Below are 22,588 nucleotides of genomic sequence, written 5' to 3'. Positions count from 1 at the left end.
ATGACCGCCGTGACGTTTTTCGTCGGCACCTATACGTCCGACGATGGACGGGGCGTTTATCTCCTGGATTATAATGCTCAGGATGACAGCTGGGCGTTGGGCGCGTCCGATCCGTTAATCGAGAACTGTTCGTTCGCGGCCTTCAGCCCGCGCACGGGCGTCCATTACCTGCTGGACGAAGGCGGCAATACGGTTTCTTCCTGCCTATGGCGCGGAGACGATGGCTGGCAAAGGCTGCAAAGCCTGCCGACCTGTGGTGGCGCGCCCTGCTTCGTGGCCCTGGAAGATGATGGCTCCTGCCTCGCGGTCGCCAATTACCAGAGCGGCCATGTCGCCCAGTACCGGATCGACCTGAACGGCCGGATTTGGGATCCGATACAGGTCTATGCCCATGCCGGGCGCGGCCCCAATCCGGACAGGCAGGAAGGGCCGCACGCGCACTGCGCCAGGTTCCGTGGCGGCCGGTTGTATAGCACCGACCTCGGCACGGATTCCGTCCTGATGCGACGCATCGCCGCCGAGGGAGATACAACAGTGGTTGCCTTCCAGGCGCCACCGGGCGAGGGGCCCAGGCATATCTGTTTCCATCCCCGTCTGCCGGTCGCCTACCTGCTCAGTGAACTGGGAAGCAAGGTCTTTGTGCTGCGCATGACGGCCGATGGCCGGCTGGAGGAAATCCAGCGCCTGTCGACTCTTCCCGACGGCTATGCCGGAGAGTCGCTTGGGGGCCATATCGCAATGAACGCCGCGCTGACCCGGCTTTATGTCTCCAACCGCGGACACGACAGCCTGGCGGTGTTCGCGATCGCGGATGACGGGCAGATCACCTTGCTGCAGCATGCCTCGACGCACAGCCAGTCGCCGCGCCATTTTCATCTCGCTGAGGCGATCGGACGCATCATTGTCGCGCACCAAAACGGCAACAGTGTTGTCGTCCTTGTGCTCGAAGACGATGGCCGGATCGGCGAGAGGAAGGCGGCATTGCCGGTACCGCAGGCCGCGTTTATCGGGGCGCTGGACGCGATCAGAATGACATCAATTCACAAATAATGATAACGTCATTATTTGGCGTTTTGAGTTATCAGGACATCGGATATGAGACGTTGATCCTGATGATACTTTGTCCGCCGTGTTGCTGATAGAAAACTTACGACGATATTCTGCATATGTCTGACATCCGGCAGCGGAGGTGGACATGTATGCGGCGTCTTCCGAACAGCAATCAGGACCATCGACAGGCAGGCCGCTCAGTACCCGGACGCGGCAATCCTTGTTCTACGCGCTCCTGTTCGCGGGGACGGGCGCGAGCCTGCCGTTCATTCCCCTCTGGCTGAGCCACAATGGCATGACTCCGCAGCAGGTCGGGCTGATCCTTGCCATCCCCTTGCTGGCGCGCGCCGTGACGGGGCCGCTGACGGGGCTTTGGGCGGAACGCTTCGCGCGCCATCGCTCGCCGATCCTGATCCTGGCGGGGCTGGGCGCCGCGGCCTATGCCCTCATGCTGCCGGGGCGGAGCTATGGCAGCTTCGCCTTCGAAGCCTTCATCGTCCTCTACCTGGTCGGCTATACCTGCATCAACAACATCAGTCCGCTGCTCGATGCGATGACGCTGCATCTCGCCCGGGCCGGCAAGTTTTCTCAGTCCAGCGCCCGGGCCTGGGGCTCGGTTGCCTTTGTCACGGCCAATGTCTGCCTGGGCTTTGTGCTGCAGTGGTCGACGACCCAGATCGTGCTCATATGGATCGTCGCCTCGGCCCTGGGCCTTGCCGTCTGCGGCCGGGGGCTGTTGCTGCCACACCCCAGACTGACGGCGAGCGAGCCTCACCACGCCGTGCCTTCAGGCGGCGTGAAGCCGCTGCAGCAGCTGCTGCGGAACAAAGGCTTTCTCCTGCTTCTGCTGGCAACGGGATGTCTGCAGGCGGCGCATGGTTTCTACTATGCCTTCTCCACTATCATCTGGCAGGAGCAGCGCGGATTTTCCTCGACCATATGCGGTCTGCTATGGGCGGCGGCCGTGGCCGGCGAAGTGGTGTTCCTGGTATTCGCCAGCCGGCTGAAGCACCGCTTGGGGCCGTGGACGTTGCTGATCGTGGCGGGAATTGCCGGCCTTGTGCGATGGGCGGCCATGATGTCGCTGGCGCCGCTCTGGCTGCTCTGGTTCCTGCAATTGCTGCACGGCTTTACGTTCGCCGCGGCCTATATCGCTGGCCTTGAGCTGATCTACCACCTGACGCCGAAATCACAGGAAGGCCTGGCGCAGACGGTAAACGCCGCCTACACGACGGGCCTGATGACGGGCGTCGTCACCCTGCTGTCCGGCAGTCTTTATGAATTTGCCGGCGCCAGGGCCTATGCGGCAATGGTGATCCTTGCGCTCATAGGGTTGGCGACCGCCATCTGGCTCAGCGTGAACCGGCGCCATTTCGTGCTCACGGCCAAGGCTGAGGTCCAGCCGGTTTAAGAGCTCACCGGCGCGGTCAATCGGCCGGACGCCGGTCCGGATTGGCAATGCCGTCCTTGGCGGCGGGGTACTGCTCCGGACGCTTCTTCCACTTCGGATCGTTCTCGACATGGAAGGATGCGTTGGGATTGTGCCCCTCAGGGTCCTTGTCGCGAAGATCATCCGGTGCGGGCGGCTGACCTTTCAGGGGATTGTCAGGTTTGGAATCGGACATGGCATGGCCTCCTGTTCAGTCCGGCATCTTGCATATGATGCCGTAAGGGGGCGATGTGGGTATATGTATGACCTCCGGCGGGGCGGAAGTTGGAACAGCCGGCAATCAGGCGGTCAGGACCAGGGGCGCATCGGCCACGGGTTGGCGTTGCTGAGCCGTAACGATCGTCATGGTCGATCGGATCAGCATTTCCATCTCCCACCTGGCGCCTGCGTCATCATGGCTGGCGATGGCCTCGATGATCCTCAGATAGCTGCTGGCAGAGCTTCGCACGTCGATATTCAGCGTGGCGCGGTAGGTCTGGGACCAGGCGACGGACGCTTCGATCGGATCGATCAAGGGGATGAATGTCTGGTTCTTCGCGGCTTTTAAAATCGTTGTGTGGAATTGGAGATCAGCTCTTCGCGCGGCTTCCTCGGTGCGGCCGGGCGCGCGGATGATGTCCAGCAATCTGCGCAGATCATCGACGTCCTCGTCGCTCCTACGCTTGGCGGCGAGAGCGGCGGCCTGGGGTTCGATAATGTATCTCAGCTCGAGCAGGGCGTTGATAAATGACGCGTTCGGATCGCTTAGTCGCATCCACGACAGGATGAGCGGGTCAAGCAGGTTCCAGCGCGCCCGTTCGGTAACGATCGTTCCGGCCTTGGTCCGGGTTTCGACCAGGCCCTTGGAGGCCAGGACGCATATGCCTTCCCGGACCGCCGAGCGGGAGATGTTCCAATGCTTCGCAAGGGTGACCTCGGTCGGCAGGGCTTCGCCAGCCGCGTAAAGCCCCCTGACGATATCGACGCCCAGTTGCTGCGAGATAAGGTTCGAAAGACGCGGCAGAGGAGGGTAATCCGTCAGGATGTGACCGGTACCATCTTTCTGAGACATGTCCATTTTCAGATTTTTGTGCAGCATGATCAGGCGCTAACGACATAAGACGGTTATTGTATGAGTATAAAGCCTGAAATTTGGCCATATTGAAAGCTTTTATTTATGACGGGGACTATGGGATAACAATTCCGCAAAACCCTGAGCGCTGGTATCTCGCCTGCTCAGAAATCCGAACAAGGAAAAGCGTTTGAGCAAAAGCAGGCTGCGGGCGCGATAGAGAGCGTCGTCGGTGCGCGGGCGGAATCCCGTTCAGGGAGGCGCCATGTTATAACATGATTGAGCCGGCCGCCGGCTCAGCTAGCTCTATGCCTTCGGCAACGGCGCCGTTGACATGCGTTCCACGATCTCGAAGGGATGCACTTCCCAGGTGGGCTCGTACGCCATGCCGCTGCGTTGGGCGCGGACCTGCTGCAGGACAAGATCGACGGCGCGGACGGCCATGTCGGTCGTCGCCTGGCGGACCGTGGTGAGTTCCGGCCAGACGGTGGTGGCGACCGTCGTGTCGTCGAAGCCCACGACAGACAACTCGCCAGGCACGGAAATGCCAAAGCTGTGCGCATTGGCAAGCACGCCGGCGGCCATATCGTCGTTGGAGGCGAATATCGCGGTCGGCCGTTTGGCCAGTCCCAGCAGCTCGGCCGACGCCTGGAAGCCGGAATGATAGTCGAAATAGCCTTGCACGATCAGGTCCGGATCGGCGTCGAGGCCGGCGGCGTTCATGGCCGCCATGAAGCCTTCGGCGCGGAAATCGCTTGCCCGGTTATTGGGATGTCCCTTGATGAACCCGATGCGCGTGTGACCAAGCTCTATCAGCCGCATGGTCATCGCGAAGGCGGCGGCGCGATCGTCGATGCTGACAATGGTACGCCCCGTCGGCTGCTGGGCGGCCGCGATCCCGACCGACGCCAGGCCGAGAGCCTCGAGCGTGGTGGCGACGCGATTGTAGTTCGACAAGGGCGCGGGAAGGATGACGCCTTCTATGCCAGAGCGGCTGAACTGCTCCAGCGCCTCGACCGCCCCGTCGACGTCCCGGCAGGCCTGGAGGCTGACGCGGCAGCCGCAACGGCCGCTTTCCATGAGAACGCCCAGGAGGACTTCGTTGAGGTAGGCGGTTGAGGGATTCGAGTACAGTACCGCCAGCTGAACGGGGTCGCGGGTGGCGAGGGTGCGCGCGGTCGGGCTGGGAGCGTAGTTCAGCTCCTTGATGGACGCCAGGACCTTCTGGCGCGTCTCATCCCGCACATTCTTTTCGCCGTTGATCACCCGCGACACGGTCATGGACGATACGCCGATATGCCTGGCTACATCATGGATCGTCACCGCGCCTCGGCGATGCCGTGCTGTTTGCTGCTTTGCGTCAGTATCCATGATTCGGCGACGAAACTATTCCATCTTCAATTCGTGGATAATAGCCTCATAACCAGCATTTATTAAATTGGTTTTTTGTCACAAAGCTGTTTTGCCGGCATCATCGCCGTACAAGATAACGCCTTTCATTTCCTGTAAAGGCGCTTATGCTCTGATGCGATGGTTGTCGCATTGCCATGAAATCTCTAACTGCCACATATCTGTCTCGACTGATGACGGTCTGCGCCATGCTCTGCATGGCCGCGATGCTGCACGCCGGTTTTGCCGCGGTCCAGTCGAATGTGCTCAACATCCAGCACATGGTCAGCGGCGACATGCAACTGGCGGATGGCGGATGGGCGAAGGCCTGTGACGGCCAGGTCGATGACTGCGACGGTCATCTTGTTCCGGAAAGCCATGACGGCGGGCCTGTCCATCATCACCATGCCGGCGGCGAAACCCAGTTCGGAACCCCTGCCGGAGGCTTTCCGATAGAGGCCATCGCCTACGCCGTTGCGCTGGACCTGCGTCCGGGTAACAACGCCCGCCTCGCCGGCCGATATGTCGGCATACCTGACCAGCCGCCGCGCGCCTGAGCGTTTTTGATTTCGCGCGCCGGTCTCCGGCGCATCAAAAACCTGGCGGCGAACGGGTGTCCGCTTCGCCGGGAAACGCTCTCGACCGAGGACTCTGATGATCTCCCTTTCTTCGCGCGGAAAACGCGCGCTTCCGTTCGCCATGGCGTCTGCCGCCGTCGCGTCTCTTGTCATAGCCGCGCCCGTGTGGGCGGAACCGCTCAGCCTGGTCACCGCCCTGACGCGGGCCGCGCAAGCCGATCCGGCCGCGCAGGCGACGCAGCAGCGTCTGGCCGCCGCCTCAGCCAATATCCGCCAGGCGAGTGTCCGCCCCAATCCCAGCCTCGGCCTTGAGGTCGAGAACGCACTGGGTTCCGGTCCGTACGGCGGCATCGACCGGGCCGAAACGACGCTCAGCTACCAGCAGTCCTATGAGCGCGGCGGCAAACGCACCGCCCGCATCGGCGCGGCGCAGGCGCAGCGCGACCTGATCGCCGCGCAGGGCCGCCTGCGGACATGGAACGTCGTGTGGGACGCCCACAGGCTGTGGATTGAAGCCATGGCCGCCGAAGCAGAGGCCGTCTTGGCCGCCGACCGCTTGAGCTTGGCGAAGGCAGCGCAAGCTGAAATTGGCCGCCGTGTCGCGGCCGCGCGCGACCCGCTGTTTGCCGGTTCACTGGCCGACAGCGATGTCGCCTCAAGCCGGATCGCGCTTGATCAGGCGACGGCCAAGGCCCGGCAATTGCGGCTTGAACTGGCCAGCTTGTGGAACGGAGGCGCTGACTTCGACCTTGATCCCGCCTGGCTCAACGATGTCAGCGCGGCCGGCGCCACGCCAGCCTTGATTGAAACGCCGGATGTTGAAGTCTTGCGCGCCCAGCAACGCGTGGCGGCGGCCGAGATCAAGGTCGAAACCTCGCGCCGCACCCAGGACCCGACCTTGCAGGCCGGCATCCGCCACTTCAAGGCTGATGACGCTTTTGCCTTCGTGATCGGCGGCACCCTTCCGCTCGGGCGCTATAACACCAACCAGGGCGCCGTCGCGCGCTCGCAGGCCGAAGCCATGGCGGCGGCCACCGACATCGAAGCAGCGGAACGTATCCGGTCGCGTGAGATCGCGGCCAGCACGCTGCGGCTGGTCAATGCCGCCGAAGAGGTCCGCCGCATCGAGGCCGAGGTCATCCCTCAGGCCGAACGCGCGGTGACGCAGGTCCGCGAAGGCTTTGCCCGTGGCGGTTTCACCTATCGCGACGTGATGGGCGCCCAGGATTCGCTCCTCAAGGTCAGGGCGCGGCGCCTCGAAATCCTCAAGCAGTTTCACCTCGAACAGGCCCGCCGCGAGCGCCTGAGCGGCAAATGGGCCGCCGTACTGCCGGACATGGAGACGGCACAATGATCAGTAACATGAACAAGCGTAACATCCTTTTAGGTGGCATGGCGGCCCTGGCACTGGCGGCGTGCGGCAGGCCGAAGGACGACGATGGCCAAGGCCACGGCGCGGAAGAGGAATTCGAACGCGGCCCGCACAATGGACGATTGCTGCGCGATGGCGGCTTCTCGCTTGAAGTCACCATCTATGAGACCGGGGTCGAACCGGAATTCCGCTTTTTTCCCTATTGGCAAAACAAGCCGGTAGACCCCAAGGCCGTCACCGTCACAACGCAGCTGACGCGTCTCGGCGGCAAGGTCGACCGCTTCGCCTTCGCGCCCCAGGGCGACTATCTGCGTGGGCAGGGCGTGGTTGCGGAACCGCACTCCTTCGATGTCCGGATCGACGCGACATATCGCGGCCAGGCCTATGTCTGGACCTATGCGTCCTACGAGGGCCGCACGACAATCGCCCCGGCGGCTGCGGTCGCAGCCGGCGTCCAGGTCGAACAGGCCGGTCCGGCGACGCTCAGTGACCGCATCGACCTGTCCGGCCGTATCGAGACCACCCCCGAAGGCCGCAGCGAGGTCCGCGCCTGGTATCCCGGCCGCATCATGGCCTTGTCGGCCGAACTGGGCCAGGCGGTGCGCAAGGGCCAGGTCATCGCCCGGGTCGAATCGAGCGAGAGCCTGCAGACCTACCCGATCCCCGCGCCGATCTCTGGCGTCATCGTCGAAAAGAACGCCAATGTCGGCGGCGTCGCCTATGACAGTCCGCTGTATGTGATCGCTGACCCCAATGCGCTGCACGCCGAATTCTTCCTGTTTCCGCGCGACGCCGAAAAGGTCCGCGCCGGGCAGAAGGTCGAGGTCCGGACGCTCGACAAGGCGACGAAAGTCACGGCCAGGGTCGAGACGGTGCTGCCCAGCGCCGATCCCGCCACCCAGACGGTCATGGCCCACGTTCACCTCCCGGGCAGCCAGGGCGTCTTCCGGCCCGGGCTCGGTGTCGAAGCCAGCTTCTTCACTGGCGAGCAGGGCGTGGCCCTGGCCGTCCGCACCGAAGCCATCCAGACCTTCCGCGACATGCCGGTGGTGTTCGCCAGGTTCGGCGACACCTATGAGGTGCGCATGATCGCAACCGGCCGCCAGACGCCGGAATGGACCGAGGTCTTGGGCGGGCTCGAGCCCGGCACGGCCTATGTCACCAAGGGCGCCTTCCTTATCCGCGCGGACATCGAAAAGTCCGGCGCCAGCCACGATCATTAGGGACGGACGATGCTGGAAAAGATCATCCTTCAATCGATCCGCCAGCGATGGATCGTCATGGCCATCGTGCTCTGCCTCATGGCGCTCGGTGTCTGGAACTTCACCCGCCTGCCGGTCGATGCCGTGCCCGACATCACCAATGTCCAGGTACAGATCAATACCGAGGCGCAAGGCTATTCGCCGCTCGAGACCGAGCAGCGCATCACCTGGCCTGTCGAGACGGCGATCGCCGGCCTGCCAGGCCTGGAGCATACGCGATCGATCTCGCGTTATGGGCTGAGCCAGGTCACCGTCGTCTTCAAGGAAGGCACGGACCTTTATTTCGCCCGCCAGTTGGTCAGCGAGCGCGTCCAGTCGGTGCGAAGCCAGCTTCCGGCTGGCCTGGAGCCGCAACTGGGGCCGATCGCGACGGGCCTCGGCGAAATCTTCATGTACACCGTCGAAGCCAGGCCCGGCGCCATTAAGCCCAACGGCCAGCCCTATACCGCCGAAGACCTGAGAACGCTCCAGGACTGGGTGGTGCGGCCGCAGTTGCGCAATACGCCCGGCGTCACCGAGGTCAACACCATCGGCGGCTATGAGCGTCAATATCACGTCACGCCCTATCCCGAACGCCTGTCCGCCTACGGTTTGACGTTGAACGACGTCATCGCGGCGATCGGGCGCAACAATGGCAATCGCGGCGCCGGCTATGTCGAAAAGGGCGGTGAGCAGCTTCTGATCCGCGTGCCGGGCCAGGCCTCGACCATCGCCGACCTGTCGCAGATCGTCGTCAGGACGCGCGACGGTGTGCCCATCCGCGTCGCCGACGTCGCCGATGTCGTGCTGGGCGAGGAACTGCGGACGGGCGCTGCGATGCAGAACGGCAAGGAGGTCGTTTTGGGCACGGTCTTCATGCTGGTCGGCGAAAATTCGCGCACGGTCGCCAGGGCGGCCGCAGCAAAGCTTGTGGAGGCCAACAAGGCCCTGCCGGAAGGCGTCCGGGCGGTGGCCGTCTACGACCGGACGGCCCTGGTGGAACGGACGCTCGCGACGGTCGAGAAGAACCTGGCCGAAGGCGCGCTTCTGGTCATCGTCATCCTATTCGTCCTGCTCGGCAACATCCGGGCGGCGGTCATTACGGCCCTGGTCATCCCTATCGCCATGCTGATGACCATCACGGGCATGGTCGAGACCCGCGTGTCCGGTAACTTGATGTCGCTGGGCGCGCTCGACTTCGGCCTGATCGTCGATGGCGCCGTCATCATCACGGAAAACTGCCTGAGGCGGTTCGCGGAGGCGCAACATCACCTCGGACGGCTCCTGACACGTGACGAACGCTTCGACCTGGCGTCCAGGGCGTCGGCGGAGGTGATCAAGCCGTCGCTGTTCGGCATCCTGATCATCACCATCGTCTATGTCCCGATCTTCGCCCTGTCGGGCATCGAAGGGAAGATGTTCCATCCCATGGCGGCGACTGTCGTCATGGCGCTGGGGGCGGCGCTGATCCTGTCGCTGACCTTCGTGCCGGCGGCGGTGGCCATGTTCATCACGGGCAGGGTGCGGGAAACGGAAGGCGCGGTCATGCGCGGTGCGCGGTCCTTTTACGCGCCGCTGCTGCGTCTGGCGTTGAAGGCCCGCGTCATGGTCGTGGCGGGCGCCGTCGTTCTGTCGCTGCTGGCCGGTCTGCTGGCGACGCGCCTGGGGGCGGAGTTCATCCCGCAGCTCGACGAAGGCGACATCGCCATGCACGCCCTGCGCATCCCCGGCACCAGCCTGACCCAGGCCGTGCACATGCAGGGTGCGCTCGAGGCGCGACTGAAAACCTTCCCGGAAGTGGCGCGCGTCTTTTCGAAGATCGGCACGGCGGAGGTGGCGACCGACCCCATGCCGCCCAATGTCGCCGACACCTTCGTCATCCTGAAGGACCGCAAGGACTGGCCCGATCCCAAGGAAGAGAAGAGCCACCTCGTCGCGCGCCTCCAGGAAGCCGTCGAGCAGATCCCCGGCAACAATTACGAATTCACACAGCCGATCCAGATGCGCTTCAACGAGCTGATCTCGGGCGTGCGTTCGGATGTTGCCGTGAAAATCTTCGGCGACGACCTTGATGAGTTGCGGGCGTCGGGAGAGGATATCGCGCGGGTCATGGCCGCGATTCCGGGCGCCGAGGACGTCAAGGTCGAGCAGGTCTCGGGCCTGCCCATGCTGCAGATCACACCCGACCGCGCTGCCATGGCCCGCCTGGGGTTGAGTGTGGCCGACGTCCAGGACGTGGTCGCCACGGCCCTGGGCGGGACCGAGGCGGGACAGATCTTCGATGGCGACCGCCGTTTTGACGTCGTGGTCCGCCTGCCCGAAAGCCAGCGCGCCAATGTCGCCGAAATCGGACGCCTGCGCATCCCCCTTGAACACAGGGATGGGGGACCTCTGGGCTTCATTCCGCTGGAAGAGGTCGCCCGGGTCGAGATGGTCAATGGTCCAAACCAGATCAGCCGCGAGGACGGCAAGCGCCGCGTCGTCGTCACCGCCAATGTGCGCGGCGCCGACCTCGGGACCTTCGTCACGCAGCTGCGGTCAAAGATCGATGCCCAGGTCGACCTGCCCGAAGGCTACTGGGTGAGCTATGGCGGCACGTTCGAGCAACTGACCTCGGCGGCCACGCGGCTACGGATCGTCGTGCCGGTCGCGCTGCTGCTGATCATCGGTCTTCTGTTCATGCTGTTTGGCTCGATCAAGGACGCGCTGATCGTCTTCTCGGGCGTGCCGCTGGCGCTAACCGGCGGCATCGTCGCCCTGGCGCTGCGCGGCATCCCGCTGTCGATCTCGGCGGGTGTGGGCTTCATCGCCCTGTCGGGCGTGGCGGTGCTGAATGGCGTGGTCATGCTAAGCTTCATCCGGTCGCTTCGGGCCGAGGGCAGGCCCCTTGACGACGCAATCCATGAAGGCGCCCTGACTCGTCTGCGGCCCGTACTGATGACGGCCCTGGTGGCGTCTCTCGGCTTCGTGCCGATGGCGTTCAATGTCGGCGCGGGTTCGGAAGTGCAGAGGCCGCTGGCAACGGTCGTCATTGGCGGCATCGTCTCGTCGACGCTCCTGACCCTGCTGGTCCTGCCGGCGCTGTACGCCCTGATGCATGGCAAGGCGAAGGCTGCGCCCGCGGCGGCGGACAAAGGGACCTGACGCGCGAATGAAAAGAGCGATGGCGGCCCTTTTGCAGGACACGCCATCGTTCACTATGCGGGAACTAGATCGGAATGATTTTGGATGGAAGCAATCATCCCGATCTAAGTTTTTACTTTGTCGCGATATTTATGGCGAAAACCGCTTCACACTTTTCGCCATATCGCTCTAGAAGCTTGGCCGCGTGACCTGCGGTGTATTTTGGTTCGGGACGCGGACTGTCGCCAACGGCTGCAGCACGAAGCTGACCGACTGTTCGAATGGTGTGCCGGCGGGTGAGGCGACCGAGGCGGTGGCGATCGTCGCCCGGAAACTCTTGCCGCTGCAGTTTGCAGCTTCCGTGGCGCGCAGCGGCAACTCGAAGGCCGTCGCGCCCGAAGTCGCCGTGGCCGTACCCGAGGTCTGCACGAAGCAATTGCCGGGCGCGCCGTCGTTGGGCGTCAAACGCCACGAGAAGGTTTCGCCCGTGCCCGCCGCCTGATAGGTCGTGACTTTCAGCACCATGTCGGAGCTCATCCGTCCCATATTGGGATTGATGAGCGGCGCGGCGATGGCCTTGGGGCCATAGGCGGGCTCGGACTTCAGGATCAGCTTCAGGCGCGACCCCGAACCCGGAGTAATCTCGATGTCGAAGCTCTGGCGGCCGACGAAGGTCTTCAACACATCGTCGTCGAGCGTGATCAGCCCGGCCTTGTCCTTAAGGCCGTCCTGCTGGCGGAAGCTGGCGTGCAGGGCCGGAGGCGCGGTCATGCCGAGCGCGGGCGCCGGACCGGACAGCGTGGTGGCGTCGTTCACGCCTTTTGTCACGAAGCGGGTCAGCAGGTGGCGGCCATAGCACTGTTCTATCGCCCCAGTGCGGATGATCGGCAGGGTCAGGGTCAGATCGCGGCCGACATTGCTGATCTCGCCCTTCATGCCATAGGCGTCGGCGCAGCGCGGCAGGGTGCGGGTGTCCGGCTGGGTGACTGTAGAGCCGCTGCTTGTCGGCGCCTGGACGCTGTTGGCGGGACCAGGGCAGCCGGGGCCGGTGCAGGTGCCCCCGCCGTTTTTGCTGGTTGGCGGTGGCGGCGGTGGCGGCGCCGTACTGACGGCCGTAGTGCCGCCCGAGGCGCGGCCGTCGGCCTTGTTGGCGTCATCCCATTCGACATTCTGGGCGACGCGCGGCGTGGCTGTGAAGGCAATGGTTTCCGAGCCGATCCTCAGCGTGCCGTTGTTCGCCGACCCCACGCCCGGCAGGTCGATCTCGACGATGACAGAGCCGATATTGCCGCAGCCGCGCGCGCCGTTGACCGCCCCGCCCCGCGCATCGACGCGCCGCGCCGAAGCGCCGCTGATGCCGGTAAGCTGGGCGTCGGGCGACAGGTCGATGCCATGGCCGTAGAATTCGAATTTCGCCTTGCCTTCGCCGCCGATGACGAGCCGCCCATCAGAGGGGCGCCACAGGGCGAAATTGTTGTTTTCCTGGGCGTTGGTGCAGTTGCGGTCGCCGTCGCGCGGCGTCGCCATGCTTTCGACCGAGGCATTGGCGGAGGATGCGGCCATCAGGGCGACTGTGGTCGCAAAACCGAAAAGGACAGGATTGCAAAGAATTGTGCGGGTCATCAGCGGGGCTCCAGGATGATCTTGGCGGACAGGTCCCGGACCTTTGAGGTTGCTGCGGTTGCCGCCACGACGCCGCCGGCAATCGTGCTGGTATAGGTCCGGGCGACGATCTCGTAGTCTCCGGCCTCGCTGATCCGCTGGGACAGATTGATGTTTTCAAAGCCGCATGAGGCGGCCGCGGCCCACAGCACAGGCGCCGCGGCCGAGCAATGGGTCGTCTTGACGACGGCATAGTTTCCGTTGTCATCGACAACCTGAAGGGCGCTTGATCCCGAACTGACCGCCCCGACGATCACGCCGACGGCCCATACGTCCGTGCTGATATCTCCGCCCAGTTCGACCTGCGCCCGCTTGTCGGACGGTATCGAAAAGGCATGGATGAGTATGCCGTAGCTCATGCAGCCGCCGACCTCCGCCGCCCAGGTGTCATTGGTGATGTCGAGGCCTGACAGAGTGACGCCCGCGCCTGCGATGGCGCCGCAGGTCAGGTCTTTCTCGAAAGTGAAATCCGAGGCGCGCAAGGTCTTGGTCGTGGTGGCGGGAACTGGGTCGCCGCCGCTGGTGCTGGCGGCGGTCGCCAGAATGTGCGTCCCGTCCTTGACGGTATAGACCATGCGTGTGACCGCCGTGAGTTCACCTGCCCAGGCGGCGAGGTTGACCTTTCCCTTTGCCAGGGCCGCCTTGTAGGTCTTGGCGTACTTCGTCTGGTAAGCCGCGATGGCGGACGTCTTGCCGGCGGGGTCCTTCATTGCGTCGATGGTCTTCAGTTCGGCCTGCATGGCGGCCACCGTCTTGTCGTCGCCGGCAAAACCCGCCTTCACCTGCGCGTCGTAACGGGCGTTGATCTGCTGGATTTTCGCCAGCTGGGCCTTGCTGAGTTCGAAGGATGCGGGCGCCGTCTTGTCCTGGGCCTGGGCCGCCAATGCCGGAAGCAGCAGGGCTGCGGCGGCGATGGTTAAGGTACGCATGGGTGTCTCCTGTGGTGTTGTGATTTATTGCGCGGCCTTAACGGGCGCGCGCTTCTTGCCGGGGACGGTCGGGGCGGCGCCGTCGTTGCTGCCCGACGTGGCGGGGCGGCTGGCGCCGGTCTGGCTCGACGACGAGGAACTGGACGACGAGCGCGAGGTGCCCGACGTGCTGCGGCTGCGCAGGTCCATGCCGATCAGCGCGGTGTGCGGGTCGTTGCCGGTCTTGCGCGTCTTGCCGGTGTCGTAGTTCTGGGTGTAGGTATCGCCGTTCTTGGCGCCCGGCATCTTCTTGCAGTCGATGAAGCCGATCATCTTTCCGCCGCCCTGGTTGATCCAGACATCGCCATCGCCGTCCTCATCGCCTTCGCTTTCGTCGGAAGCGGTGGCGACATCGGCGGGAACGCCGACCAGCTGCATGACGGCGACGCAGTCCTGCTTGGCCTCGGCGGGAGCATTGTTGAGCAGGCTCAACGGCAGCAGGCTGGACAGGATGGCCGGTACGATAAGCACTCTACGCATGACATCACCTCTCAGTTTGGAGTTAGGGGATAAGCAGGTCCTTGACGATTTCACCCTGGTCGCGCGGCAGGCTGGGCCAGGTCAGGCGGGCATCGTCTTTGCGGCCGCGCGTGAACAGGCGGGCGTGTTCCAGCTGTTGCGTAATAGTGGCGGCGTCGCTGCCCGGGGCCACGACCGTGGTCCACAGGCCGATCAGGCGCTTGACATCGACCGGACGCGCCCAGGGGCGAGCGTCGAATGACGTGACGGCCGAAGGCGTCACCAGGATCAGCACCGCGTCGCGCTTGTCGGTGGTGATGCGCCGGTTGAACAGCGATCCGACGATCGGCGCATTGCCGATGACCGGCGTCTTGGTCGCGCTCGAATCGCGCACGCTTTCGGACAGGCCCGACAGGATCAGCGTCTTGCCGAAGTCGACCTCGACCGTCGTCGACACGGTCTGGCGCCAGGTGTTGACGGCTTCGTTGAAATTGCCGGCCGGTTCGGCCGACAGAAAAGAGCGCGTCACCTCGATCTTCAGCCGGCTGCGTTCGGGCGTGATGTCGAGCGGCGTCACCTTGACATTGGTGCCGATGTCGATCGATTCCAACTGCGAGAAGTTGACGCCGGTGACGGCGACCTTGGCCGAACGTCCGACGAAGAAGTCCGCCGGCTCGCCGCGATACGCACTCAGCATCGGCCGGGCAACGACCTGGTAATATTGGCCGAAGCGGTTGAACAGGTTGAGATTATAGGTCAGTTGCGGGATGGTGATCGCCTGGGTGACGGTGCGGGCGATATTGCCGCCGCCGCTGTCGACCGTTTCTTCCCGGAAGCCGTACTGCGCCTGCAGGCCTTCGAGCAGGTTGAGCCCGATGCTGTCGCGCTGCGCGGTCTGCGACAGGATAATGGCGACGTCGACCGACACCTGGTCGGGCGTGGCGGGGGCGGTTTGCGGAGTGGCGGCCGTGGCCGGTTCGGCGGCGCTGGTGCGCGTCAGTTCGTTGATGCGCGTCAGCACGGCGGGCGCTTCGTCGGGCGCCAAAGCCTGGAATTGCGAGAGCGTGGCGCGCGCTTCGGCGTCCCGGCCGGTCGCGGCCGAGGCGAGCGCCGAGATCTTCAATGCGTCCTTGCGCACGGCTGCGTCGGGCGAGCGCGCGGCCTGGACGGCGCTAAGCGACGCCAGTTGCGGATCGCCGGCCAGATAGGCCGAAATGGCTAAAGCCAGCAGGGCGCGGTGATCATCGGGGCGCATCAGCACGGCGCGGGCGAAATAGGACTGCGCCTGGGCGTAGCGGCCGCGATCGTGCGCGGCTTTGCCGGCCAGGACAGCCGCCCAGTAGGCGTTCTGCGAACTGCGCAGGGCCATGTCGTAGCCGGCGGCAGCGACGTCCTGGGCGCCGGGATCGCCGCCGGCCGCCTGTTGCGAGGCGAGGGCCAAAAGGGTCTGGCGGTTGGCGTCGGCCGGGTTGCGCGCCGCCGCGTCGCCGAAGCCGCGCACCGCCTTTTCCGTATCTCCCGCCAGCAGCGCCCGGGCGGCGGTGCTCAAGCCACCGTCGGCCTCGTGTGCCGTGGCGGCGGTTCCGCCAGTGGTGGCGCAGGCCGACAGGCCGGCCAGTATCAGGGTACAGGCGAGCATATGGGATGCAGTCTTGGTCATGGATGTCCCTCCAGAATCCAGTGGGCGCGGATGTCTCCGGCGCTGAAGGCATAAGCGCCGGACCGGACGTCGTAAGCGAACGACCAGGCGGCGAAGTACGGGTCGGTGGAGAAGGGCAGCCGCGCCGCGGTATCGCCCGCCACCGGCACGACGGCGAAGGCGTCGCTGCTTAAACCCGCCATGGCGTTGTAGAGCGCGTAGAATCCGGCGGCGCGCGCCGTGCCGTTGATGGCCGTGTCGAGCCCGCCAGCCGCGGTGATCAGCCGGTTGAAATCGACCGGCGCGATCTCACGCGCGCTTTGCGATCGCGTGCGGTCCTTCTTCTGGTAGATGCCGTTGCGCCGGGCATGGACCTCTACGGCCAAGCCATTGACGCACAGCAGAAGCGTTTCGATGACGCCCAGTTCGGCGATGCGGAACAGCCCGGTCTGGCGCGATTGCAATACGGCTTTGACGCCCGGATAGGCGACGAAGCGCGCGGCGGCGTCAGCCGTTCCGGACGCCAGAATGGCGGCCGGGACAACGCCGATCAGCGCCCTGCGTGTCAGTCTGGCGGGGGGATTGGCCATCCTTGGCGGCTCCACGGTCCGGGGGTTGCAAGTCCCTGAAAACGTGGGCGCTTTTTGGCGCTATGACCATGTCGCAATGTGTTGCAAACAGGGGTTTGTGGTGGCTGAGGGGCGGTCGCAAACCGAGGTGCGGACCTGAATCAGATCACCGAGGCCGCCTTGCGCCGCCGCACCAGCTGGCTGATCTCGGCATCATTGATCCACAGCCTGAGAATGCGCGCCGTCACCCCGGCGTCGCCCCAGACCTCGCCGCGTGCATCGGCGGCCTTGAGGAGGGTCAGGGTCTGTTGGCGGTCCTGCGCCACCGAGGCCAGAAAGACCGGCCAGGCGTGGGTGCGTCGCGTGCCCGCCGCGATCTCGGCCATGGCGCGCACCATCAACAGGTGCTGCACCTCCGTGGCGCCGACCTTCAGCGCATCGCGCAGGCGTGCGGCGTGGGACATCAGGGCCGTGTCCTGGCGCAGGCGGGCATATGCGTTCAGGGACTGGACGTAGCCGACATAGTCGCCGTCGGCCAGCGCCATGACCGCCAGGCAGTCGTGGATGACCGGAAAGTCGGGATGGGCCTTCGCCAGCTCGGTCAGGGCGGCCTGCGCGCCAGCCTCGTCGCCCGCCGACCAGCGCGCCCAGGCCAGGTCCGTCTGGATGGCCACCGATCCGGGCTCGATCAGACGGGCGGCGTTGAGTGCCTTTTGCGCTGCGACGTGCTGGCCGTTGTCGGCCAGGATATTGCCGTACCAGAAGTGCGTCTGGGCGGACGACGGATCGCGTTCCAGCGCCCGGCGGAAGGCGCGGCCGGCTTCGGCGGGCTTGCCTTCCCACCAGTAGAGGATGAAGCCGCGCGCCCGGTGCGCACCCGGAAGGCTTGGGTCAAGCGCCAGGGCGTGCTCCGCGGCGGCCTTGGCCTTGGGGAAGGCGTCGCCATCGGCCATGGCGCCGAATTCGCGCGACAGCAGGTAGGCGTCGGCCAGCCCCGACCAGCCGGGCGCGAAGTTTGGGTCGCGGCGCGTGGTCAGTTCAAAGCCGGTGATGGCGGCGGTCAACCGTTCCGGCGTGCGCTGTGCCCAGTCGTCGCGCGCCTTCAGATAGGCGGCGCTGATGGCCGGGTCGGACGGCAGGGCGGTGCGTGATGGCGCGGGACGGTCCAACAGTAAAAGTGAGAGGATGGTGCCCGCCAGGACAAGGCCGGCTGCGGCGCCCCCGATCCACAGCTGCCGCGACGTCAGGCGAAAGCCGACGGGTACGGCAGGCGTCCCCGCCGCATCGTCGCCGAGGTTGGACTGGCTGGCGGCCCAGCGGTCGAGTTCTTCCCTGACGGCATAGACGGTGCCGGTCTTGCCGCCGGGAATGCGTTTGACGGGCATGCCGCGTTCGCGCGCCCAGCGCATGACAGTGGTGCGGTCACGCCCGAAGTGCGCGCCGATGGACTTCCACCCATCTAACCGACCTGTTGACACCGCATAGCCCTCCCGGCATGGCATGAGATGCATTCTGGAATGGAATATACCAATGTTCCTCCACCGCAAAAGGTCTTTTGTGGCACTGGAAAATCAATGCAAAAAAGCGCGGCCCTGATGGAGGGCCGCGCTTCTTTTCTTACGACAATGTCCTGTTAGAACTTCGAACCCAGCCGGACACCGAAGGTGCGCGGGGTGTTGGTGATGACGTAGTTGCGCTCATAGCACGAACCGCACTGCTGATAGCGGCCGAGCTGCGCGCGCTCGTCGGTCAGGTTGTTGAGGAACAGTTCGGCCGTCCAGCTGTCCCACGACGCGCCGATGGCGAAGTCGATCGTGGTGTAGCCCTTCAGCTTGCCGAGCTTTTCCGCCGGATTGACGAAGGCGAAGGTGCCGATCTCGATCGCCTGGGTGCGGATGTCGGAGGTGGCGTCCGACTGGTGCGCGACCTTCAGCTGCCAGTAGGGGGCGTACTTGCCCATCTCCCAGGTGTAGCGGGCGACGGCGCTGAGCTTCAGTTCCGGCGTGATCGGCAGGCGCGTACCCTTGGGCGCCGCGACATAGTTGTCATTGTCGGTCGGCGTCAGGACCGGCGAGCCGGTGTCGTAGCGCGTCTCATAGGTCGTCACGACGCCCGTGCAGGTCGGGTCGTTGTCGTCCTGGAAGCCGCACAGGTTCTCGGTCGTCTTGGCGTCGGTATAGGCGCCGCTGGCCGAAATGGTCAGCCTGTCGGTCGCGGTCCATACCAGGTCGGCCTCGATGCCGTTGATCTTGGCATTCGGGCCATTGTGCACTTCGGTGAAGCTGTTCGCGCCCAGGAAGGAGAACTGGAAGTCCTCCCAGTCCTGGCTGAAGATGGCGCCGTTGAAGCGGACCTTTTTGTCGAACAGGCTGGTTTTCCAACCGAACTCGTAATTGGTCAGGAAGTCGGCCTCATAGGGCGCCACGGTGCCGCGGCGGTTGATGCCGCCCGGACGGAAGCCCTTGGAATAGGTGCCGTAGATCATGGTGTCCGGCGTCGCGCGCCAGGTCAGGTTGATCTTGGGCGAGAAGCCGTCGCCCTTGGCGTGCTTGGGGCTGACCGAGCCGTCGGCGTTCTGGACGCCAAGGTTGGTACAGGGCGAACCCTCGACCGCCGGTGCGATCCAGGTGCCCGTGGGATCGCGCGGATTGACGGCGCCGACGGTATCTGTCGTAAAGCAGCGGCGCGCGCCCGAAGAGCCGTAGACGGCGTTGGGCGGGGCGCCATTGACGAAGTCGGGATTGAGGCCGAAGCCAAAGAAGCCGATCAGCGAGTTGTCGTAAGAGAAGGCGCGGCCGCCGGCGGTCAGCGTCAGGTCCGGCGTGATGTCAAAGCTGAGTTCGCCGAAGATGGCGCTGTCGCGGTCGATCCGCTCCTGCTTGGTCAGCCACAGCGTGCCTGGATGACCGTTGACCGAGACGGCGGCGGCCAGGCCGGGAACCTTGTAGTCCTGCAGGATGTCGTGGGTCTGGTGCTGGAAGAACAGGCCGCCGACGAAGCGCAGGCGCTTCTCGGCCGGTGTCGCGACGCGCAGCTCGTGGCTGGTCTTGGTGTACTTGTCCTTGGCGACGATCCACTGGCGCGGATCGGTAATATCGCCATTGCTGTCGTAGAAATAGAAGTAACCGGCATTGCCGCCATTGCCCGAATAGAGCTGGTCATAGGCTTCGGCGTAGTCGGTATAGTCGGATTCGGTGTCGACCTTGCGCTCCATATAGGCGCCGGCATAGGTGACGTCGAATATGCCAACCTTGCCCTGGACCGTCAGGGCGGCCTGGGCGAAGCGGTCGTGGCCCGACTGCGGGAAGAAGGCCTGGACCTCGAGGTCGCCGACGCTTTCGTCGAAGCCGCCGGCGCCATTACGCTTGGCGTCCTGGGCGATCAGCGAGGCATTGACCGTCCAGTTGTCGTTCAGGTCGATCAAAAGGGCGGCGCGGCCGCCGACGATATCCTTGTCGTTATAGTCCTCCTCGACGAATTCGTCGTTGTCGACGACGATCCCGCCCGGGACCGGCAGGAAGGCGCGCGTGCCGGGGACGTTGTCGATAAAGCCGGCGTCGTGCTGCGCCCAGCCGACGAGGCGCAGCGCCGCGTTGCTAGAGAGGGGCGTATTGAACATGCCCTCGATCTTGCCGCCCGTGCCGCCATGGGCGACCGAATTGGCTTCGACATCGAAGCGGCCGAAGGTGCCGGACCGCGTCGGCTTGTTGGTGATGATGCGGATCGTGCCGGCTTCGGACGAGGCGCCGTAGAGCGTGCCCTGCGGACCGGCCAGGGATTCGATGCGTTCGACGTCGTAGATATGGACATCCAGCGCGCCACCGATCGTCGTCACCGGCTGTTCGTCGAGATAGACGCCGGTCGAGGGCTGTGAACCCGAGTGGTTGCCGTCGCCACCCGAAGCGACGCCGCGGAAATAGAGGCTGGAGCCCTGGTAGGGGTTGTTCTGGAACGACACCGACGGCAGCAGGGCGACGTAGTCGTTGACGTCGGCAACGTTCAGCTGGTCCAGCTTCTTGGTGCCCAGCACCTGGATGCTGATCGGCACGGTTTGCAGCTTTTCGGAGCGTTTCTGGGCCGTGACGATGACATCGCCCTGATCGCCTGCCGCGGGCGCGTCTTGCGCCATCGCCAAAACCGGCAGCGCGCTGAGCATGGTGGTGGACAGCAGTGCTGCCGTAAGTGTGCTTGACCGCATGATAACCCCGCATTGTTGCTTGACGCGAAGATAGAAGATCAATGTGATCACACGTCAATTGGTATACGGCGCACCTGGATTGTCGTGACAATACCGTGTCACTTTTGTCACGATCGTGCAAATGCACATTTATCCGTAGACGGAATAATTTCCGGCCGAAAAATTGACCTTGCGGAAACGGTGTTATGGTGCTTTGGGATAGGCATCCAATACCGGGCCCAGAGCCTGTTTCAGTGGATCAAGCCACGGCTCAAAGCCTTGCCAGGCATCGGCTCCGTCGCGATTGATCGGACGGCGGACCTGTTCGGACGACGGCGTGCGTACGGCGCGGTCGGTTTCGAAAAAACGCAGGGTGCCCTCTTCGAATTCCAGTCCGCACGCCGAAATCAGGGCGCGGATTTCCGTCTCGGTACTGTCAATCAACTGCTCGTGAATTGTGCGGTGCACAAAATTTGGCAGGACGGTGTCGATATGCGTCATCAGGCGCACATAGTCGGCATAATATCGCCCCATGTCGTCGAGCGCATAGCTGAAATCCTGGCCGCGTGCGAAGTGCTGCTTGAAGTTGGAAAAGCCGCAGGCCAGGGGATGGCGGCGCGCGTCGATGATGGTCGCATTGGGCAGGATCAGGCGGATAAAGCCAGTATGGACCCAGTTGTTGGGCAGCTTGTCGACGAAATGCGGCCGGCCGCTCTTGCGATGGATGCGGGTGCGGCTGAGATATTCCTCACCCAACGTCTTGAAGGTTTCCGGGGGGAGGTCGCTCAGGCGCTGGGGGTAGTTGCCGCCGCGCCGCGCCAAGGCCGGGATATCCGGCAGTTCCTGCGTGCCTTCGATCTGGCTATGGCTCGACAGGATCTGCTCGATCAGGGTCGAGCCGGCGCGTGGCATGCCGAGCACGAAAATCGGATCGGCTGCCTGGCACCCCCAACCCTGGCGTTCGGCAAAAAACTCCGGCGTGAACAGGGCGATGCAGTCATCGACAAAGGCGGTGGTGTCGGCGGCCTTGTAGCTGTTCGACTTGCGGCGGATGGCATTGCCGCTGTCATAGCGCGCGAAGGAGGCCGCGTAGTCCTTGCGATCCTCCAGCGCCTTGCCGAGCGCGAAGTCGAGATGCAGCTGGTCGGTGTCGCTCAAATTCGGATCGGCCAGGGCCTTTTCCATGGCGGTGATATCTTCGTCGCTGAACCGGACGACCTTCAGGTTGGCCAGGCTCCACCACACCTCGCCGAGGTGCGGTGCGATGGCGAGCGCCTTGCGATAGGCTTTGACGCCGTCATCGGTGCGGCCGATCGTCTTGAGCGCATGGGCGTAGCTCATCCAGACCTTGGGCTGGTTGGGCTGCTCGTTGAGCAGTGCCTCGTAGATGGCGATGCCCTCTTCGAATTCGCCGATCCGGCCTAGCGCGGCGGCCTTGAGATTGGCGGCACCGAAATTTTCCGCGTCGATTTCCGGCCCGATCAACTGGTCCAGTTCAGCGATGGCGTCGGCGGCGCGGCCCTGGCGGTAGAGGACGGTCGCCAGGTTGGCGCGCGCGGCGCCGAAGCCGGGAGACAACTCCAGCGCGCGCCGCAGCAGGTTTTCGGAATCGCGCCAGCGGCCGATACGCGCGGCGACCTCGGCCAGCATGCGGATGGCGGCGACATCGAACGGGTCGTCCTTCAGGTGCGCGCGCAAAAGCGGCTCGGCGGCGTCGATGCGGTTCTCCTGAAGTGCCACGGCGGCGGTCATCAGCCGGGGATTGCGCAGGCCGGCGTTGATGGCGCGGGCGGATCGGGCGTCGAGCGAATGCGGGGAGGACTTGGACATTGCCAAAGTCTTGCCCCGCCTGCGCGCGAT

The 22,588-nt window shown here is 64.4% G+C and carries 17 protein-coding genes; 6 read left to right on the top strand and 11 right to left on the bottom strand.

The window, feature by feature from the left end; genetic code table 11:
- The gene (locus J2X24_RS09540; protein WP_209720150.1) at positions 1-1,050 is read left to right on the top strand and encodes a lactonase family protein; all 1,050 of its coding nucleotides are present in this window, start codon (positions 1-3) and stop codon (positions 1,048-1,050) included.
- 145 nt (positions 1,051-1,195) lie between these two features.
- Entirely contained in the window at positions 1,196-2,461 is a 1,266-nt protein-coding gene (locus J2X24_RS09535) for an MFS transporter (protein ID WP_209720147.1), read from the top strand.
- Positions 2,462-2,477: 16 nt separating this feature from the next.
- Here the strand turns inward: J2X24_RS09535 and J2X24_RS09530 are convergent, their stop codons facing one another.
- The 3 genes from J2X24_RS09530 to J2X24_RS09520 all read right to left on the bottom strand — a co-directional run bounded on the left by J2X24_RS09530 (position 2,478) and on the right by J2X24_RS09520 (position 4,922).
- Positions 2,478-2,675, bottom strand: a complete 198-nt coding sequence (locus J2X24_RS09530; protein ID WP_209720144.1) for a hypothetical protein — start codon at positions 2,673-2,675, stop codon at positions 2,478-2,480.
- A gap of 105 nt (positions 2,676-2,780) precedes the next feature.
- The gene (locus J2X24_RS09525) at positions 2,781-3,551 is read right to left on the bottom strand and encodes a FadR/GntR family transcriptional regulator (RefSeq protein ID WP_209720141.1); all 771 of its coding nucleotides are present in this window, start codon (positions 3,549-3,551) and stop codon (positions 2,781-2,783) included.
- A gap of 306 nt (positions 3,552-3,857) precedes the next feature.
- Complete coding sequence (locus J2X24_RS09520) at positions 3,858-4,922, bottom strand: LacI family DNA-binding transcriptional regulator (protein ID WP_209720138.1); 1,065 nt, start codon at positions 4,920-4,922, stop codon at positions 3,858-3,860.
- A gap of 176 nt (positions 4,923-5,098) precedes the next feature.
- Here J2X24_RS09520 and J2X24_RS09515 point away from each other — a divergent pair, with 176 nt between their 5' ends.
- The 4 genes from J2X24_RS09515 to J2X24_RS09500 all read left to right on the top strand — a co-directional run bounded on the left by J2X24_RS09515 (position 5,099) and on the right by J2X24_RS09500 (position 11,275).
- Entirely contained in the window at positions 5,099-5,497 is a 399-nt protein-coding gene (locus J2X24_RS09515; RefSeq protein WP_209720135.1) for a hypothetical protein, read from the top strand.
- A gap of 97 nt (positions 5,498-5,594) precedes the next feature.
- Positions 5,595-6,872, top strand: coding sequence for a TolC family protein (locus J2X24_RS09510; RefSeq protein WP_209720132.1), 1,278 nt, complete (start codon positions 5,595-5,597; stop codon positions 6,870-6,872).
- Positions 6,869-8,113, top strand: a complete 1,245-nt coding sequence (locus tag J2X24_RS09505; RefSeq protein ID WP_209720129.1) for an efflux RND transporter periplasmic adaptor subunit — start codon at positions 6,869-6,871, stop codon at positions 8,111-8,113. Before J2X24_RS09510 ends, J2X24_RS09505 begins: the two co-directional genes overlap by 4 nt.
- Before the next feature lie 9 nt (positions 8,114-8,122).
- Positions 8,123-11,275 carry an efflux RND transporter permease subunit gene (locus J2X24_RS09500; RefSeq protein ID WP_209720126.1) on the top strand — a complete coding sequence of 1,051 codons (3,153 nt, stop codon included), beginning with the start codon at positions 8,123-8,125 and terminating at the stop codon, positions 11,273-11,275.
- A 168-nt stretch (positions 11,276-11,443) separates the two neighbouring features.
- On the opposite strand, the gene J2X24_RS09495 is transcribed toward J2X24_RS09500, so the two are convergent.
- The 8 genes from J2X24_RS09495 to J2X24_RS09460 all read right to left on the bottom strand — a co-directional run bounded on the left by J2X24_RS09495 (position 11,444) and on the right by J2X24_RS09460 (position 22,558).
- Positions 11,444-12,877 (bottom strand): hypothetical protein, encoded by a 1,434-nt coding sequence (locus J2X24_RS09495; protein ID WP_209720123.1) that lies wholly within the window; start codon positions 12,875-12,877, stop codon positions 11,444-11,446.
- The gene (locus J2X24_RS09490) at positions 12,877-13,845 is read right to left on the bottom strand and encodes a hypothetical protein (RefSeq protein ID WP_209720120.1); all 969 of its coding nucleotides are present in this window, start codon (positions 13,843-13,845) and stop codon (positions 12,877-12,879) included. The genes J2X24_RS09495 and J2X24_RS09490 overlap by 1 nt, the downstream gene beginning before the upstream one ends.
- A gap of 24 nt (positions 13,846-13,869) precedes the next feature.
- The gene (locus tag J2X24_RS09485; protein ID WP_209720117.1) at positions 13,870-14,364 is read right to left on the bottom strand and encodes a hypothetical protein; all 495 of its coding nucleotides are present in this window, start codon (positions 14,362-14,364) and stop codon (positions 13,870-13,872) included.
- Positions 14,365-14,386: 22 nt separating this feature from the next.
- Entirely contained in the window at positions 14,387-16,003 is a 1,617-nt protein-coding gene (locus J2X24_RS09480; RefSeq protein WP_209720114.1) for a secretion protein, read from the bottom strand.
- On the bottom strand, positions 16,000-16,572 hold the full coding sequence (locus J2X24_RS09475; protein WP_209720111.1) for a hypothetical protein: 573 nt from the start codon (positions 16,570-16,572) through the stop codon (positions 16,000-16,002). Before J2X24_RS09475 ends, J2X24_RS09480 begins: the two co-directional genes overlap by 4 nt.
- Positions 16,573-16,712: 140 nt before the next feature.
- The gene (locus J2X24_RS22840) at positions 16,713-18,029 is read right to left on the bottom strand and encodes a tetratricopeptide repeat protein (RefSeq protein WP_310003141.1); all 1,317 of its coding nucleotides are present in this window, start codon (positions 18,027-18,029) and stop codon (positions 16,713-16,715) included.
- A 155-nt stretch (positions 18,030-18,184) separates the two neighbouring features.
- On the bottom strand, positions 18,185-20,749 hold the full coding sequence (locus tag J2X24_RS09465; RefSeq protein WP_209720104.1) for a TonB-dependent receptor: 2,565 nt from the start codon (positions 20,747-20,749) through the stop codon (positions 18,185-18,187).
- Between the two features lie 183 nt (positions 20,750-20,932).
- The gene (locus tag J2X24_RS09460; protein WP_209720101.1) at positions 20,933-22,558 is read right to left on the bottom strand and encodes a tetratricopeptide repeat-containing sulfotransferase family protein; all 1,626 of its coding nucleotides are present in this window, start codon (positions 22,556-22,558) and stop codon (positions 20,933-20,935) included.
- Positions 22,559-22,588 lie beyond the last annotated feature (30 nt).

The organism is Asticcacaulis solisilvae (genome assembly GCF_017875235.1).
GTDB lineage: Bacteria > Pseudomonadota > Alphaproteobacteria > Caulobacterales > Caulobacteraceae > Asticcacaulis > Asticcacaulis solisilvae_A.
This window is presented reverse-complemented; position numbering and strand designations above follow the sequence as displayed.